Source organism: Bordetella pseudohinzii, assembly GCF_000657795.2.
GTDB classification, from domain to species: domain Bacteria; phylum Pseudomonadota; class Gammaproteobacteria; order Burkholderiales; family Burkholderiaceae_B; genus Bordetella; species Bordetella pseudohinzii.
In genome coordinates, this window is the sequence record NZ_JHEP02000002.1 from 323,710 (window position 1) to 340,192 (window position 16,483).

The 16,483-nt window shown below is 63.4% G+C and carries 16 protein-coding genes; all 16 read right to left on the bottom strand.

Going from position 1 to position 16,483, the window contains the following annotated elements; genetic code table 11:
• Window positions 1–24: 24 nt before the first annotated feature.
• The 16 genes from L540_RS03680 to L540_RS03755 all read right to left on the bottom strand — a co-directional run bounded on the left by L540_RS03680 (window position 25) and on the right by L540_RS03755 (window position 16,287).
• On the bottom strand, window positions 25–339 hold the full coding sequence (locus L540_RS03680) for a DUF2818 family protein (protein ID WP_043212520.1): 315 nt from the start codon (window positions 337–339) through the stop codon (window positions 25–27).
• 7 nt (window positions 340–346) lie between these two features.
• Window positions 347–1,831 carry an NADH-quinone oxidoreductase subunit NuoN gene (nuoN, locus tag L540_RS03685; RefSeq protein WP_043212518.1) on the bottom strand — a complete coding sequence of 495 codons (1,485 nt, stop codon included), beginning with the start codon at window positions 1,829–1,831 and terminating at the stop codon, window positions 347–349.
• Window positions 1,832–1,840: 9 nt separating this feature from the next.
• Window positions 1,841–3,343, bottom strand: coding sequence for an NADH-quinone oxidoreductase subunit M (locus L540_RS03690; RefSeq protein WP_029578771.1), 1,503 nt, complete (start codon window positions 3,341–3,343; stop codon window positions 1,841–1,843).
• Entirely contained in the window at window positions 3,340–5,355 is a 2,016-nt protein-coding gene (nuoL, locus tag L540_RS03695) for an NADH-quinone oxidoreductase subunit L (RefSeq protein WP_043212516.1), read from the bottom strand. Before nuoL ends, L540_RS03690 begins: the two co-directional genes overlap by 4 nt.
• Before the next feature lie 17 nt (window positions 5,356–5,372).
• A complete protein-coding gene (nuoK, locus tag L540_RS03700) occupies window positions 5,373–5,681 on the bottom strand; it encodes an NADH-quinone oxidoreductase subunit NuoK (protein WP_029578773.1) in 309 nt (102 codons plus the stop codon).
• Window positions 5,678–6,310, bottom strand: a complete 633-nt coding sequence (locus tag L540_RS03705) for an NADH-quinone oxidoreductase subunit J (RefSeq protein ID WP_043212514.1) — start codon at window positions 6,308–6,310, stop codon at window positions 5,678–5,680. The genes nuoK and L540_RS03705 overlap by 4 nt, the downstream gene beginning before the upstream one ends.
• 17 nt (window positions 6,311–6,327) lie before the next feature.
• Entirely contained in the window at window positions 6,328–6,816 is a 489-nt protein-coding gene (gene nuoI, locus L540_RS03710) for an NADH-quinone oxidoreductase subunit NuoI (protein ID WP_029578775.1), read from the bottom strand.
• 21 nt (window positions 6,817–6,837) lie between these two features.
• Window positions 6,838–7,911, bottom strand: a complete 1,074-nt coding sequence (nuoH, locus tag L540_RS03715) for an NADH-quinone oxidoreductase subunit NuoH (protein ID WP_043212511.1) — start codon at window positions 7,909–7,911, stop codon at window positions 6,838–6,840.
• Window positions 7,911–10,238 carry an NADH-quinone oxidoreductase subunit NuoG gene (nuoG, locus tag L540_RS03720; RefSeq protein ID WP_043212509.1) on the bottom strand — a complete coding sequence of 776 codons (2,328 nt, stop codon included), beginning with the start codon at window positions 10,236–10,238 and terminating at the stop codon, window positions 7,911–7,913. The genes nuoH and nuoG overlap by 1 nt, the downstream gene beginning before the upstream one ends.
• A gap of 15 nt (window positions 10,239–10,253) precedes the next feature.
• Window positions 10,254–11,621 carry an NADH-quinone oxidoreductase subunit NuoF gene (nuoF, locus tag L540_RS03725; RefSeq protein WP_043212505.1) on the bottom strand — a complete coding sequence of 456 codons (1,368 nt, stop codon included), beginning with the start codon at window positions 11,619–11,621 and terminating at the stop codon, window positions 10,254–10,256.
• Window positions 11,618–12,112, bottom strand: a complete 495-nt coding sequence (gene nuoE, locus L540_RS03730) for an NADH-quinone oxidoreductase subunit NuoE (protein ID WP_043212503.1) — start codon at window positions 12,110–12,112, stop codon at window positions 11,618–11,620. Before nuoE ends, nuoF begins: the two co-directional genes overlap by 4 nt.
• 41 nt (window positions 12,113–12,153) lie before the next feature.
• Entirely contained in the window at window positions 12,154–13,410 is a 1,257-nt protein-coding gene (locus L540_RS03735) for an NADH-quinone oxidoreductase subunit D (RefSeq protein WP_043212499.1), read from the bottom strand.
• Between the two features lie 3 nt (window positions 13,411–13,413).
• Window positions 13,414–14,040 (bottom strand): NADH-quinone oxidoreductase subunit C, encoded by a 627-nt coding sequence (locus tag L540_RS03740; protein ID WP_043212497.1) that lies wholly within the window; start codon window positions 14,038–14,040, stop codon window positions 13,414–13,416.
• A 70-nt stretch (window positions 14,041–14,110) separates the two neighbouring features.
• The gene (locus tag L540_RS03745) at window positions 14,111–14,587 is read right to left on the bottom strand and encodes a NuoB/complex I 20 kDa subunit family protein (protein WP_005012021.1); all 477 of its coding nucleotides are present in this window, start codon (window positions 14,585–14,587) and stop codon (window positions 14,111–14,113) included.
• 30 nt (window positions 14,588–14,617) lie between these two features.
• Window positions 14,618–14,977: an NADH-quinone oxidoreductase subunit A gene (locus L540_RS03750; protein WP_029578782.1), complete on the bottom strand. Its 360-nt coding sequence runs from the start codon at window positions 14,975–14,977 to the stop codon at window positions 14,618–14,620.
• 194 nt (window positions 14,978–15,171) lie between these two features.
• Window positions 15,172–16,287, bottom strand: a complete 1,116-nt coding sequence (locus L540_RS03755; RefSeq protein ID WP_043212495.1) for a porin — start codon at window positions 16,285–16,287, stop codon at window positions 15,172–15,174.
• Window positions 16,288–16,483 lie beyond the last annotated feature (196 nt).

A 16,483-nucleotide genomic window follows, 5' to 3' on the forward strand; every position in this document is an offset into this window, starting at 1 on the left:
AACGCCTCCCTAGGGAGGCGTTTTTTATGCGGGGCGCGCGCGCTTGCGCTGGTAGAGGTAGCGGTAGACAAAGCCCGGAAACCCCAGCACCAAGTACAGGCTCAGGGTGATGGCGTAGAACTCCCAGGCCTGGGGAAAGGGATTGCCCAGCGCCGACTCGAAGGCGCGGCCCGCCAGGCCGACAATACCGTAATACACCAGCAGCTCCAGAAAGCGGATGGCCACCGGCTTGCCCTGCTTCAGGGCCCAGACGGCAAAAACCCTGTCCGTCAGGAAGGGCAGATTCGCGCTGACGAAGGCCAGCGCGATCAGCAACCAGACGGCCAGGGTCTGCGTCACGGCGGGATCAGCTGCCCAGCGAGCTCTTGATGACCTGCACGCACAGGGCCATCAGGCCGCCGGGCAGGATGCCCAGGATGAGGATCAAGGCGCCATTGACCGACAGCAGGCCGCGCTGCACGCAGGTGGCCGCGACCGGAGCGGCTTCGGCCACCGGCTCGTCGAAGTAGACGACCTTGACCACACGCAGGTAGTAGAAGGCGCCGATCAGCGAAAACAGCACCGCCACCACGGCCAGGGCCACGTGGCCCGACTCGATGACCGCCTGCAGGACGGCCAGCTTGGCGTAGAAACCCACCAGCGGCGGAATGCCGGCCAGCGAGAACATCAGCAGCAGAACGATCAGGGCGTGCCAGGGGCTGCGGCGGTTCAGGCCCTTCAGGTCATCGATGTGCTCGCACTCAAAACCCTGGCGCGACAGCAGCAGCACAATGCCGAAGCTGGCCAGCGTGGTCAGCACATAGGTGATCATGTAGAAGAGCGAAGCGCCGTAGGCGGCCGATGCCGCATTGGGCTTGCCGTCGACCACGCCGGCCATCAGGCCCAGGAGCACGAAGCCCATGTGCGAAATGGTCGAATAGGCCAGCATGCGCTTGAAGTTGGTCTGGACGATGGCGGTCAGGTTGCCGATCGCCAGCGACAGCACGGCCAGGATCATCAACATGGGCTGCCAGTCCGCGGCCAGGCCATGCAGGCCGTCGACCAGCAGGCGCAGCGTCATGGCGAAGGCGGCCAGCTTGGGCGCGCCGCCCAGGATCAGGGTGACGGCCGTGGGCGAGCCCTGGTAGACGTCGGGCACCCACATATGGAAAGGCACGGCGCCCAGCTTGAAGGCCAGGCCGGCGACCACGAAGACAATGCCGAAGACCAGGGGCAGCTCCTTGGCCTGGCCGGAGCCGATCACGCGAGCGATCTCGGCCAGATCGAGATGGCCGGTGGCGCCATAGACCATGGACATGCCATAGAGCAGGAAGCCGGAAGCCAGGGCGCCCAGCACGAAGTACTTCATGGCGGCTTCGGTGGCCACGGCGTTGTCGCGGCGCAGCGCGATCAGCGCATACAGGGCCAGCGACATCAGTTCGAGGCCGAGGTAGATGGAGATCAGGTTGCCCGCCGAGATCATGACCATCTGACCCAGCAGGGCCATGAGGGTCAGGACGTAGAGCTCGCCGCCGCGCAGCATGTCGCGGGCCTGCGCGTAGAGCCGGCCGTAGACCAGGGTGACCCCCACCGCAATATAGGAGGTGATCTTCAGCAGATGCGAAAACGCATCCGTGACATACATGCCATTGAAGGTCTTGCCGCTGACGCCGCTGTTCCATTGGACCAGGGAGACCACCGTCATCACGGCCAGCGTAAGCAGGGTGAGCACATAGGTGGTCTTGCGTTCCGGATGGGTGCTTACCGCGTCGACGAGCAACACGGCCAGCGCCAGCACCAGCAGCAGGATCTCCGGTGTGGCCAAAGCGAAATCGATGTGGGATTGCATCATTGTCTTGTCTTACAGTTTCGAGACGGCCACGTGTTGCAGCAGGGCCTCCACCGACACATGCATGACATCGGTAAAGGGCTTGGGATAGATCCCCATGTACAACACGGCGATCGCCATGACACCGAGAATCCAGAACTCGCGGCGGTTCAGGTCGGACATTTCACGGACGTGCTCATTGGTGATGTCGCCGAAGACCACGCGCTTGACCATCCACAGAGAGTAGGAAGCTCCCAGGATCAGGGCCGTGGCGGCCAGCAGGCCCACCCAGAAGTTGTGCTCGACCGCGCCCATGATGACCATGAACTCGCCCACGAAACCGCTGGTGGCGGGCAGGCCGCTGTTGGCCATCGAGAACAGCACGAAGAAGGTCGCGAAACGCGGCATGACGTTGATCACGCCGCCGTAGTCGGCGATGCGTCGGCTGTGCATGCGGTCATAGAGCACGCCGATACACAGGAACATGGCGCCGGACACGAAGCCGTGCGAGATCATCTGCACGATGGCGCCTTCGACGCCGGCCGTGTTGAAGATGAAAAAGCCCAGCGTCACGAAGCCCATGTGGGCCACCGACGAGTAGGCCACCAGCTTCTTCATGTCGTCCTGGACGATGGCCACCAGGCCAATGTAGATCACGGCGATCAGCGACAGCGCGATCATCATGCCAGCCAGGCTGTGCGAGGCATCGGGCGCGATGGGCAGCGAGAAACGCAGGAAGCCGTAGGCGCCCAGCTTGAGCATGATGGCGGCCAGCACCACCGAACCGCCCGTGGGCGCCTCGACGTGGGCGTCCGGCAGCCAGGTGTGAACCGGCCACATCGGCACCTTGACCGCGAAGGCCGCCAGGAGCGCCACGAAGATCAGGATCTGCGGCGTGTAGCCCAGCTTGGTCTGCTGCCAGGTGAGGATGTCGAAGGAGCCGCCCGACGCATTCCACAGGTAGATGAAGGCCACCAGGGTCAGCAGCGAGCCCATGAGGGTGTAGAGGAAGAACTTGAAGGCCGCATACACCCGGTTCGGGCCGCCCCAGACGCCCACGATGATGTACATCGGGATCAGGGTGGCCTCGAAGAAGACGTAGAACAGCAGGCCGTCCAGCGCCGCGAACACCCCCACCATCAGGCCCGACAGGATCAGGAAGGCGGCCATGTACTGCGACACGCGGTTGGTGATGACTTCCCAGCCCGCCGCCACCACGATGATGGTGATGAAGGCCGTCAGCAGCACGAACCAGACGGAGATGCCGTCCACGCCGAGGTGGTAGTTGACGTTGAAGGACTCGATCCAGGAGGCCTTCTCGACAAACTGCATCGCGGCCGTGGTCTTGTCAAAACCGGTGTACAGGGGAATGGTGACCAGGAAGCCAGCGACCGCGCCGATCAGCGACAGCCCCCGCGTCAGGCAGGGACGGTCGTCTCGGCCCAGCGCCAGCACCAGCAGACCGAATACGATCGGAACGAAGATCGCAAGCGTAAGCCAGGGGAAATTGTTGGATGCCATTTCGCTTGCCATCATTGGGGAATCAGCACAAAGAAAGTCACCAGCGCCATGATGCCGATGATCATCGCGAATGCGTAGTGATAGATGTAGCCCGACTGGAGGTGGCGGCTGACCGCGGCCACCCAGCCCACGACACGGGCGCTGCCGTTGACCAGCAGGCCGTCGATCAGGCCGCGGTCACCGGTCTGCCACAGGCCATGGCCCAGGCAGCGGGCGCCGCGGGCGATGATCTGCTCGTTGACCCAGTCCACGTAATACTTGTTCTCCAGCACCTTGTTCAGACCCGAGAGGCTGGCCTGGATACGGGCCGGCACCTTGGGATTGATCAGGTAGCAGTACCAGGCGATGACCGCGCCGGCGACCACCAGCCAGAACGGCAGCGTCTGGAAGGCATGCAGGCCGAAGGCGACCCAGCCGTGCCATTCTTCGTGCAGCTCGTGCATGGCGGGGTGCTGCGGCAGCACCGTGATCACGCCATTGAAGAACTTGCCGAACAGCATGGGATCCACCACCCAGGCGCCGATGACGACCGAGGGGATGGCCAGCAGCACCAGGGGCAGCGTGACGACCCAGGGCGACTCATGCGGCTTGCCGCCGTGGTGATGATCGTCGTGGCCGTGGGCATCGTGGCCGTGGCCATGGTCGTCATGCGCCGGGAAGCGTTCCTTGCCATGGAAGACCAGGAAGTAGACGCGGAAGGAATACAGCGAGGTGATGAACACGCCGATCAGGGTCGCGTAGTAAGCAAAGCTCGCGCCCCAGACGTTGGCGGCGCCGGCCGCCTCGATGATGTGTTCCTTGGAGTAGAAACCCGAGAAGAACGGCGTGCCGACCAGGGCCAGCGTGCCCAGCAGGAAGGTGATCCAGGTGATGGGCATGTACTTGCGCAGGCCGCCCATATTGCGGATGTCCTGGTCGTGGTGCATGCCGATGATCACCGAGCCCGCGCCCAGGAAGAGCAGCGCCTTGAAGAAGGCGTGGGTCATCAGGTGGAAAATCGCCACCGAATAGGCCGACGCGCCCAGCGCCACGGTCATATAGCCCAGCTGCGACAGCGTGGAATAGGCCACCACGCGCTTGATGTCGTTCTGGATGATGCCCAGGATGCCCAGGAAGAGCGCGCCGATGGCGCCGATCACGATGATGAAGGACAGCGCCACATCGGACAGCTCGAACAGCGGCGAGAAGCGCGCGACCATGAAGATGCCCGCCGTCACCATGGTGGCGGCGTGGATCAGGGCCGAGATCGGGGTCGGGCCTTCCATCGAGTCGGGCAGCCAGGCATGCAGCGGAACCTGGGCCGACTTGCCCATGGCGCCGATGAACAGGCAGATGCAGGCCACCGTCAGCAGGGCCCAGTCGCTGCCCGGCAGCTTCATGCCGGCCAGCTTGTCGGCCTGGCCGAAGACTTCACCGTAGTGCATCGTGCCGGCGTAGGCGAACAGCAGGCCGATGCCCAGCACGAAGCCGAAGTCGCCGACGCGGTTGATCAGGAAGGCCTTCATGTTGGCGAAGATGGCCGTCGGGCGGGTGTACCAGAAGCCGATCAGCAGGTAGGAGACCAGGCCCACGGCTTCCCAGCCGAAGAACAGCTGCACCATGTTGTTCGACATCACCAGCATCAGCATGGAGAAGGTGAACAGCGAGATGTAGGCGAAAAAGCGCTGGTAGCCGGGATCGTCGGCCATATAGCCGATGGTGTAGATGTGCACCATCAGCGAAACCGACGTCACCACGACCATCATCATGGCCGACAGCGGATCGATCAGGAAGCCGATTTCCAGCTTGGTATTGCCGATCAGCGTCCAGGTGTAGACCGAGCCGTCGAAAGTGTGGCCATTGAGCACGTCGCCCAGCACCACCAGCGAGCCGATGGCGGAGATCGCCACGAACAGGATGGTGATGCAGTGCGCGCCGCGGCGGCCGATCGGACGGCCCAGGAACCCCGTGCCGAACAGGCCGGCCAGGATCGCGCCAGCCAGCGGAGCCAGCGCGATAAGCAAATAGAGATTGGGTGAGCTAGACATTTTCTTCCAATACCCCGTCAGCCCTTCAGGCGATCGAGTTCGTCAACGTTGATCGTGTTCAGGTTGCGGAACAACAGCACCAGGATCGCCAGGCCGATGGCCGCCTCGGCGGCGGCAACGGTCAGGATGAAGAACACGAACACCTGGCCGGCTGTATCGCCGAACCAGCTCGAAAACGCCACGAAGTTCATGTTGACGGCCAGGAGCACCAGCTCGATGGACATCAGCAGGATGATCAGGTTGCGGCGGTTCAGGAAAATGCCAAAGATGCCGATGGCGAAGAGGATCGCCCCGAGAATCAGGTAATGGGCCAGGGTGATGGTCATTGTTTTTCTCCTTGCTCGGCGGCATTGCCTTGGGCGCGCTCGCTCTGGGCCTTCATCTTGACCATGCGGAAGCGGTCCTTGGCCTGCACGCGCACGGCGGCGACCGGATCGTTGTACTTGGCGTCGCGGCGGCGGCGCAGGGTCAGCGCGATGGCGGCGACCATGCCCACCAGCAGCAGCGCGGCGCCGACCTCGACACCGAAGACGTACTGCGTGTACATGGCCTCGCCCAGGGCGCGCGCATTGTTGTAGTCGCCCGCCATGGCCACCTGCGGGCCGGCGTCGCCCCAGGTCGTGAACAGCACGAAGCTCATTTCCAGCACCAGGACCAGGCCGATGACCATGCCCAGGGGCAGATAGGTCTTCAGGCCGGTGCGCAGGTGATCGATACGGATATCGAGCATCATCACGACGAAGAGGAAGAGCACCATCACGGCGCCGACATAGACCAGCACCAGCAACAGCGCCAGGAACTCCGCGCCCAGCAGCATCCAGAGCATGGCCGCGTTGGCGAAGGCCAGGATCAGGTGCAGGACGGCGGTCACGGGGCTACGTGCGGTGATGACGCGGAAGGCGGCCACCACCAGGACGAAAGCCAGTAAGTAGAACAGGACAGAAGTAAAAGTCATGGATCAGACCCTGGCGATCAACGGTAAGGCGCGTCTTCGGCCCGGCGTTGGGCGATTTCGGCTTCGTAGCGGTCGCCAACGGCGAGCAGCATGTCTTTGGTGAAATACAGATCACCGCGCTTTTCGCCGTGGTACTCGTGAATATGCGTTTCGACGATGGAATCCACCGGGCAGCTTTCTTCACAGAAACCGCAGAAAATGCACTTGGTCAGATCGATGTCGTAGCGCGTGGTGCGGCGGGTGCCGTCCTCGCGCTGATCCGACTCGATCGTGATGGCCAGCGCCGGGCAGACCGCTTCACAGAGTTTGCAGGCGATGCAGCGCTCTTCCCCGTTGGGGTAGCGGCGCAGCGCGTGCAGGCCACGGAAACGCGGCGAAGCCGGCGTCTTCTCCATGGGGTAGCGCAAGGTCATCTTGCGCTTGAAAAAGTACTTGCCCGTCAGGCGCATACCCTTGAACAGCTCGGTCAGCAGCAGGCTGCCGAAAAAATCCTTGATCGCTTCCATTTCCAGCCTCGATCCGGCGCCTTAGCGCCAAATATTCCAGGGCGTCTGCATCCAGATCGCCACGACGACCAGCCACACGCCGGTCAGCGGGATGAAGATCTTCCAGCCCAAACGCATGATCTGGTCATAGCGGTAACGCGGGAACGACGCGCGGAACCAGATGAACAGCGACACCACGATGAAGGTCTTGATGCCCAGCCAGATCCAGCCCGGGATCCAGTTCAGCGGCGCGATGTCGATGGGCGCCATCCAGCCGCCGAGGAACATGATCGAGGCCATCGCCGACAGCAGGATCATGTTGGCGTACTCGCCCAGGAAGAACAGCGCGAAGGCCATGCCCGAGTATTCGACCATGTGGCCGGCCACGATTTCCGATTCGCCCTCGACCACGTCGAAGGGGTGGCGGTTGGTTTCGGCCACGGCGGAGATCACATAGATCACGAACAGCGGCAGCAGCGGCAGCCAGTTCCAGGACAGGAAGGTCAGGCCATGGTCGGCGAACCAGCCGCGGCCCTGGCCCATGACGATTTCGTTCATGTTCAGGCTGCCGGACACCAGCAGGACCGTCACCAGCACGAAACCGATGGCCAGTTCGTAGGAAACCATCTGCGCCGAAGCCCGCAAGGCGCCCAGGAAGGCGTACTTGGAGTTCGAGGCCCAGCCGGCCACGATCACGCCGTAGACGCCGACCGAGGTGATGGCCATGATGTACAGCAGGCCGGCATTGACGTTGGCCAGCACCGCCTCGGGACCGAAGGGCACCACGGCCCAGGCCGCCAGCGCCGGCATCAGCGTCACGACGGGCGCCACGATGAAGAGGATCTTGTTGGCCTCGGAAGGAACCACCACTTCCTTGGTGAGCAGCTTGAACACGTCGGCGAAAGGCTGCAGCAGCCCCTTGAAGCCCACGCGGGTGGGGCCAAGGCGCACGTGCATCCAGCCGATCATCTTGCGCTCCCAGTACGTGAGGTAAGCCACGCACAGGATGATGGGCACCGCGATGCCGACAATCTTGATGATCGTCCAGATCACCAACCAAGCCGTCGGTCCCAGCAATGCCTGACCCTGGCTTTCAAGAACATTGAGCCATTCCATCAGGCACGCTCCACGCTGATTTGACCAAAGGCGCCGCCCAGGGCGGCAGTTTGCGCAAAGGCGGCGGCGACGCGCACGGCGTTATCGGCCACGGCGTCGTCCAGCGCGGCTTCGAGCTCCACCGCGCCTTGCGGGGAGGACACGCGCACCTTGGCGCCCGCTTCCAGGCCCAGAGCGGCCAGCGTGCGGCCGTTCATGCGCGCCTTGGGCGCGCGCGAGGCGACGTGGGCCTGCAGGGGCTCGGAGCGGCGCACGATGGCGTCGCTGCGGTAGATGGGCACATCGGCCAGGCGCTCCAGCGCGCCGGCCGGCTGTCCCAGGCCAAGGGCGGCCTTGATCTCGTTGGACAGGCGGCCTTCGACGCCGCCAGCCAGCGCGGCATCGCGCACGGCTTCGGAGGTTTCATCCTCGAAACCGGCCAGATGCAGCACATTGCCCAGCACACGCAGGACCTTCCAGGCGGGACGGGTCTGACCATACGGCGCCACCGTGCCCTTGAAGCTCTGCGCCACGCCGGCGGCGTTGACGAAGGTGCCCGAGGTTTCGGTGAACGGCGCCACGGGCAGCATCACGTCGGCCCAGTCCTCGGCCGAGGAGCGGTAGGCGGTCAGCGCCACGGCGAATTGCGCGCCGCGCAGCGCGGCCAGGGCCTGCGGGCCGTTGTCGGCATCCAGCGCCGGCTCGGCGTGCAGCACGACATAGGCCTTCAGGGGCTCGGCCAGCATCTGGGCGGCGGTCTTGCCGCCGCGGCCCGGCACGGCGCCGGCCAGATAGCCGCCCACCGTGTTGCCGCCGGCGGTCAGGAAGCCGAACTTGGCGCCCGACAGCTCGGCGATGGCGCGGCCATTGGCGGCCAGCGTCGAGGCATTGGGCGCCGAAACCGCCAGATTGCCCATCAGCACGGCCGCATTGCTGCCCGAAGCCAGGCTGGCGGCGATGCGCTTGGCGTCCTCGCCCGGCGTGACCGAGGCGAACTCGGCCGGCACGGCGGCCTGCTTGAGCTGGGCCAGGGCCACGGCCACTTCGGCCAGGCCGCGGGCCAGTTCCGAGGGCGCCAGCGTCAGGCGGGCGCTCACCGGCAGCAGCGGATCATCGGCGGCGCTGTCGAGCAGCAGCACCTGCGTGCCGCGCTTGACGGCCTGGCGCAGGCGCTGGGCCATCAGGGGATGGTCCTTGCGCAGGAAGGAACCGACCACGAGGACGCGGTCCAGGTTGTCCAGCTCGGCCAGGGGCATGCCCAGCCAGGGCGCGCCCGACAGAGCGGCGTCGAAGCCGGCATCGGTCTGGCGCAGGCGGAAATCGATGTTCTCCGAACCCAGGGCGCGGGTCAGGCGCGCCAGCAGGGAGAACTCTTCGGTGGTGGCGTATTCGGTCGCCAGCGCGCCGATCTGGCCGGCGCCGAAGCCTTCGCGCACACGCGACAGGCCTTGGGCCACGGCCTGCAGGGCATCGGCCCAGGAAGCTTCCTGCCACTTGCCGTCGGTGCCCTTGATCATCGGGGCGGCCAGGCGGTCTTCGGTGTTCAGGCCTTCATAGGAGAAGCGGTCGCGATCGCTGATCCAGCATTCGTTGACATCTTCGTTCTCGAAGGGCACCACGCGCAGCACGCGGTCGCCCTTGACCTGCACCACCAGGTTGGCGCCCACGCTGTCATGCGGGCTGACGGAACGGCGGCGCGCCAGCTCCCAGGTGCGGGCGCTGTAGCGGAAAGGCTTGGAGGTCAGCGCGCCGACGGGACAGATGTCGATCATATTGCCCGACAGTTCGGACTCGATCGAGCGGCCCACGAAGGAGGTGATCTCGGAATGCTCGCCACGATTGAGCATGCCCAGTTCCATCATGCCGCCGATTTCCTGGCCGAAACGCACACAGCGCGTGCAATGGATGCAGCGCGACATTTCTTCGGCCGAGACCAGCGGCCCCAGGTCCTTGTGGAAGACCACGCGCTTTTCCTCGTGATAGCGCGAGGACGAGCCGCCATAACCCACCGCCAGATCCTGCAGCTGGCACTCGCCGCCCTGGTCGCAGATCGGGCAGTCCAGCGGGTGATTGATGAGGAGGAATTCCATGACCGACTTCTGGGCGGCCTTGGCCTTCTCGGAGCAGGTGTGCACCACCATGCCGTTGGTCACGGGGGTGGCGCAGGCCGGCAGCGCCTTGGGCGCTTTTTCCACTTCAACCAGGCACATGCGGCAGTTGGCCGCGATGGACAGTTTCTTGTGGTAGCAGAAATGCGGCACGTAAAGCCCGATCTTCTGGGCCGCATGCATCACCATGCTGCCTTCGGGCACTTCGACTTTATTGCCGTCGACGGTTAGTTCAACCATTGCTGTTCCTGAGACCTACAGATATTGCGGGACCACACAAGACTTGTGCTCGATGTGGTGCGCGAATTCGTCGCGAAAATGCTTGATGAAGCTGCGCACCGGCATGGCGGCGGCGTCGCCGAGGGCGCAGATGGTGCGGCCCATGATGTTGCCGGCCACGCTGTCGAGCATGTCCAGGTCTTCCGGACGGCCCTGGCCGTTCTCGATACGGTGCACCATGCGATACAGCCAGCCCGTGCCTTCGCGGCAGGGCGTGCACTGGCCGCAGCTTTCTTCGAAATAGAAGTACGACAGGCGCAGCAGCGACTTGACCATGCAGCGGGTCTCGTCCATGACGATGACCGCGCCCGACCCCAGCATGGAGCCGGCCTTGGCGATGGAGTCATAGTCCATCGTGCATTCCATCATGATGTCGGCCGGCAGCACCGGGGCGCTCGATCCGCCAGGGATCACGGCCTTGAGCTTCTTGCCGCCGCGCATGCCGCCGGCAAGCTCCAGCAGCTTGGAGAACGGCGTGCCCATCGGGATCTCGTAATTGCCCGGACGCTCGACGTCGCCGGTGATCGAGAAGATCTTGGTGCCGCCGTTGTTGGGCTTGCCGACTTCGAGGTAGGCCTGGCCGCCGTTGCGGATGATCCAGGGCACCGCCGCGAAGGTCTCGGTGTTGTTGATGGTGGTGGGCTTGCCGTACAGGCCGAAGCTGGCGGGGAAAGGCGGCTTGAAGCGCGGCTGGCCTTTCTTGCCCTCCAGCGATTCGAGCAGCGCCGTTTCCTCGCCGCAGATATAGGCGCCGTAGCCGTGGAAGGCATGCAGCTGGAAGCTGAAATCCGAACCCAGCAGCTTGTCGCCCAGGAAGCCGGCGGCGCGCGCTTCTTCGAGCGCCTCTTCGAAGCGTTCGTACACTTCGAAGATTTCGCCGTGGATGTAGTTATAGCCCACGCTGATCCCCATCGCGTAGGCGGCGATGGCCATGCCTTCGATCACGATGTGCGGATTGAAGCGCAGGATGTCGCGGTCCTTGAACGTGCCGGGCTCACCTTCGTCCGAATTGCAGACCAGGTATTTCTGGCCCGGGAAGGCGCGCGGCATGAAGCTCCACTTCAGGCCGGTGGGAAAACCCGCGCCGCCACGGCCGCGCAGGCCCGAGGCCTTCACTTCGGCGATGACGTCTTCCGGCTTCATGCCGGTGGTCAGGATCTTGCGCAAGGCCTCGTAGCCGCCGCGCTTGACGTAGTCGGCCAGGCGCCAGTTCGCGCCATCCAGGCCGTCCAGGATCTGCGGACCCAGGTGGCGGCCATGGAAGATCATGGAGGTGGACAGGTCGGCGCCCGGATCCGCCGTCAGGCCGGTGCCCAGCTGCTTGAACAATTCCGGCGCGTTCATGCCGACTCTCCTTGCGACTTCAGGCCGTCGATCAGGGCGTCGAGCTTCTGTTCCGACATGCGCACGCACATATGCTTGTTGTTGACGATGAGCACCGGCGAATCGCCGCAAGCGCCCATGCACTCGCCCTCGATGAGGGTGAACTTGCCGTCGGCCGTGGTCTCGCGGAAGTCCACGCCCAGCTTGCGCTTGAGATAGTCGGCGGCCTTTTCGCCGTCGCGCAAGGCACAGGGCAAGTTGGTGCAGACGGCGATCTTGTGGGCGCCGACGGGCTTGACGTCGAACATGTTGTAGAACGTGGCGACTTCCTGGACCGCGATGGGCGGCACGCCAATGTACTTGGCCACGTCTTCAATGATTTCGGCAGGCAACCAGCCCTTCTCTTCTTGCGCGATGGCAAGCGAAGCCATGATGGCCGACTGCCTTTGGTCGGCCGGGAACTTCGCGAGTTCGCGGTCGATCTTCTGGTAGGCCTGTGCGGAAAGCAGCATAGTTTGAATCCGGATTTATGCGGGCGCTCTAGACTGAAGAATCAGCGGTCGATTTCGCCGAAAACGATGTCCTGTGTGCCGATGATGGTGACGGCGTCGGCGATCATGTGGCCGCGCGACATCTCATCCAACGACTGCAAGTGGGCAAAGCCGGGCGCCCGAATCTTCAGGCGGTAGGGCTTGTTGGCGCCATCGGACACCAGATAGATGCCGAATTCGCCCTTGGGGTGCTCCACCGCGGCATAGGCTTCGCCCGGAGGAACATGGAAACCTTCGGTGAAGAGCTTGAAATGGTGGATCAGCTCCTCCATGTTGCTCTTCATGGCGGCGCGCTTGGGCGGCGCGACCTTGTGGTTCTCGATCATGACCGGGCCGGGATTGTTGCGCAGCCACTCCACGCACTGGCGGATGATGCGGTTGCTCTCGCGCAGCTCGGCCACGCGGACCAGGTAGCGGTCGTAGCAATCGCCGTTCACGCCAACGGGCACGTCGAAATCCATCAGATCATAGACTTCGTAGGGCTGCGTCTTGCGCAGGTCCCAGGCCACGCCCGAGCCGCGCAGCATCGGGCCGGTAAAGCCCAGCGCCTTGGCGCGGTCGGGATCGACCACGCCGATGCCCACCAGGCGCTGCTTCCAGATGCGATTGTCGGTGAGCAGGGTTTCATACTCGTCGACACAGGCCGGGAAGCGGTTGGTGAAGTCCTCGATGAAGTCCAGCAGCGAGCCCGAACGCGCGTCGTTCATGGCGCGCAATTCCTTGTCGCTGCGGTACTTGCTGCTCTCGCCGTACTGGGCCATGGTGTCCGGCAGGTCGCGGTAGACACCGCCCGGGCGGTAGTAGGCCGCGTGCATGCGCGCGCCCGAGACCGCCTCGTAGCAGTCCATCAGGTCTTCGCGCTCGCGGAAGGCATACAGGAAGACCGCCATGGCGCCCACGTCCAGCGCGTGCGAACCCAGCGACATCAGGTGATTCAGGATGCGGGTGATTTCATCGAACATCACGCGGATGTATTGCGCGCGCAGCGGCGCCTCGATGCCCAGCATCTTCTCGATGGCCATGACGTAGGCGTGCTCATTGCACATCATGGACACGTAGTCCAGGCGGTCCATGTAGGGCAGCGCCTGGATGAAGGTCTTGTGTTCGGCCAGTTTTTCGGTGGCGCGGTGCAGCAGGCCGATGTGCGGATCGGCGCGCTGGATCACTTCGCCGTCGAGCTCGAGCACCAGGCGCAGCACACCGTGCGCGGCCGGGTGTTGCGGGCCGAAGTTGAGCGTGTAGTTCTTGATTTCTGCCATGATTTAACGCCCCATGCCGTAAGAATCCTCACGCACGACTCGCGGAGTGATCTCACGCGGATCGATGGTGACCGGCTGGTAAATGACGCGCTTTTGCTCGGGGTCGTAGCGCATTTCCACGGTGCCCGAAAGGGGGAAGTCCTTGCGGAAAGGATGGCCAATGAAGCCGTAATCGGTCAGGATGCGGCGCAGGTCCGGATGCCCTTCGAAGACGATGCCGTACAGGTCGAAGGCTTCACGCTCGTACCAGTTCACGCCGGGCCAGCATTCGATCAGCGAGGCCACGATGGGGAACTCGTCGTCGGTGGCGAAGGTGCGCACGCGCAGGCGCCAGTTATGTTCGATCGACAGCAGATGGATCACGACGGCATAGCGGCCGCGTTGCGCGCCGCCCTGCTCTTCGATCTGCTGGGCGCGGCTGCCGTTGCCCCAGGTCAGGTAATCCATACCACAGAGGTCGATACAGCTTTCGAACCGCAGGCCGGCCTCGGTGCGCAGCTTGTTGCACACCGTCAGCCATTGGGCGGCCGGAACTTCCAGCGTCAGTTCGCCGAGATCCTCGATCAGGGCGATATCCTGGCCGAGCGTGGCCTGCAGGTTGTTTTTCAGGGTTTCGAGCCTGGTCATCATCTTTTACGCATAGGTAAACCGGTACTGCTACGCCGCACGGAGCCGCGCCACTGGCGGGCCGCGCTATGGCTTAGCGCGCGATCGTGTTGGTCAGGCGGATCTTGTTCTGCATTTGCAGCAGACCATAGACCAGCGCCTCGGCCGTGGGCGGGCATCCGGGGACGTAGACGTCAACCGGCACAATGCGGTCGCAGCCACGCACTACCGAGTAGGAGTAGTGGTAGTAGCCGCCACCGTTGGCACAGGAGCCCATGGAAACCACCCAGCGCGGTTCCGGCATCTGGTCGTAGACCTTGCGCAGCGCCGGGCCCATCTTGTTGCACAGCGTGCCGGCCACGATCATCAGATCGGACTGCCGCGGGCTGGGGCGGAAAATGATCCCGAATTGGTCAAGGTCATAGCGGGCCGCGCCCGCGTGCATCATCTCCACCGCGCAGCAGGCCAGACCGAAGGTCATGGGCCACATCGAACCGGTTTTTGCCCAGTTGATGAACTTATCAGCGCTGGTGGTGATAAAACCTTGCTTAAGAATGCCGTCAATAGCCATATTCGTCTCTGCTAGCGTGCTCGGAGTGCATCACTCCCAATCCAGCGCGCCCTTCTTCCATTCATAGATGAAACCGACCGTCAGCACGGCCAGGAAGACCATTACCGTCCAGAAGCCCACGAGGCCGACTGTTCCATGGGCAATGGCCCACGGGAACAAAAAGGCGATTTCCAGATCAAACAGGATGAAGAGGATGGCCACCAGGTAATAGCGCACATCGAACTTCATGCGGGCGTCTTCAAACGCTTCAAAACCGCACTCGTAGGGGGAGAGCTTTTCGGCGTAGGGACGCCGCGGCCCCAGGAGAGAGCCGGCCGTAATCAGCGCGAAGCCGATCAACGTGGCCACGGCGATAAACAGCAGGACGGGAAAATACTGTTGCAGGTTCATTCAGGGCGTCCGTCAAATGCGCAAACCTTCAGATTGTAGCATTTGCATGGTGACTTCCGGCTGAACTCTATTGCTGGAATAGAGTATTCCAATCAGGCAAAAAGCCACCCTTGCGGGTGGCTTTTTGACAGGCGGAGCGAAGGCCCGCCTGTGGGTGCTTGATAATTGCAGGCGGGGCCAGGCCCCGCAGGCAATTAGAAGCGGTGACGCAGGCCCACGCCCACGGCGGTGCTCTTCACACCATCCAGGAAGGCGTAGTTCTTGGCGTACGAACCGTAAGCGTACAGGTTGGTGCGCTTGGACAGGTCGTAGGTGTAGCCCAGCGAGAAGATGTTCATCTTCTCGTCGCCGCCGGTCAGCTTGTCGTTCGACGGGTCAACCATCTGCCACGAACCGAAGATCTGGCTGGCGCCGCCGATCGGGGCGGACAGACCGACCATGTACGAGTTCGACTTGAAGCCGTCGGCGAAGGTCGGAACGTCGCCGCCCAGCAGCGAGTTGCCGTTGACGGAGGGCGAGGAGAACCAGCCGTCGGTGGTGCGGGCATAGGCCAGGGACAGCTTCAGGACTTCGAAGTCGTAGGCGCCGCCGAGGGTGTATTGACGCGGGGTGGCGTCAACATCTTCCTGGGGCAGCTTGTTCGAAGCGTTCAGCTGGTCGTAGGCGAAAGCGACTTGCAGCGGGCCGTTGACGTAGCGCAGACCAGCGGTGATGGCGCGGGTGTTGTCGGCGGTGCGGAAGCCGGTTTCAGCGCCACGGGTGCTGTCGGCGTTGAACGAGTAGCCAACACCAGCTTGGAAGCCGCTGAACGACGGGGTCTGATACATGACCATGTTGTCGTAGCGGACGGTGTTGGTGGCGCTCAGAGCGGTACCGATGTTGGCTTGACCGAAGCCGGCGCCGAACGGATCGATGGAACCGAAGTACTTCGAGGCGATGTTGGTCTGGCGGCCCAGGTCCAGACGGCCCCAGGAGTTGCTTTGCAGACCGATCGTGGCTTGACGACCGAACAGGCGGCTGCTTTGAGCCGAACGGCCGGTACCCGAGTCAAAGCCCGATTCCAGTTGGAAAACGGCTTGCAGGCCGTCACCCAGATCTTCCGTACCACGCAGACCCCAGCGCGAGCCGTTCTGCACGCCGTTGATCATGCCGACGCGGCTACCGTCACGAATGCCGTAGTCTTCAGCACCCTTGATCTTGTTGTAACCGATACCCGTATCGATGATGCCGTACAGGGTCACCGACGTTTCTGCCTGGGCAACGCCAGCGAAGCCAGCGAGCAGGGCGGCAGCGAGCAGAGTCTTTTTCATTTAAGAAATCTCCGTAGATTTGAGTGACAAGAGCAGCAACGCCGCACGACCAGCCTGCCGCCCCCCTAACTCCGCGAAGGGAAGTTGACGCTATTGCATCAAAAATCCATGGGGCTGGCTACGAAGACACGCAGAAAAGGCGCGCTTGACCGGGGCACTGTTGGCTTGATGCAACATCCCGTCCCCGTTAGCAAGA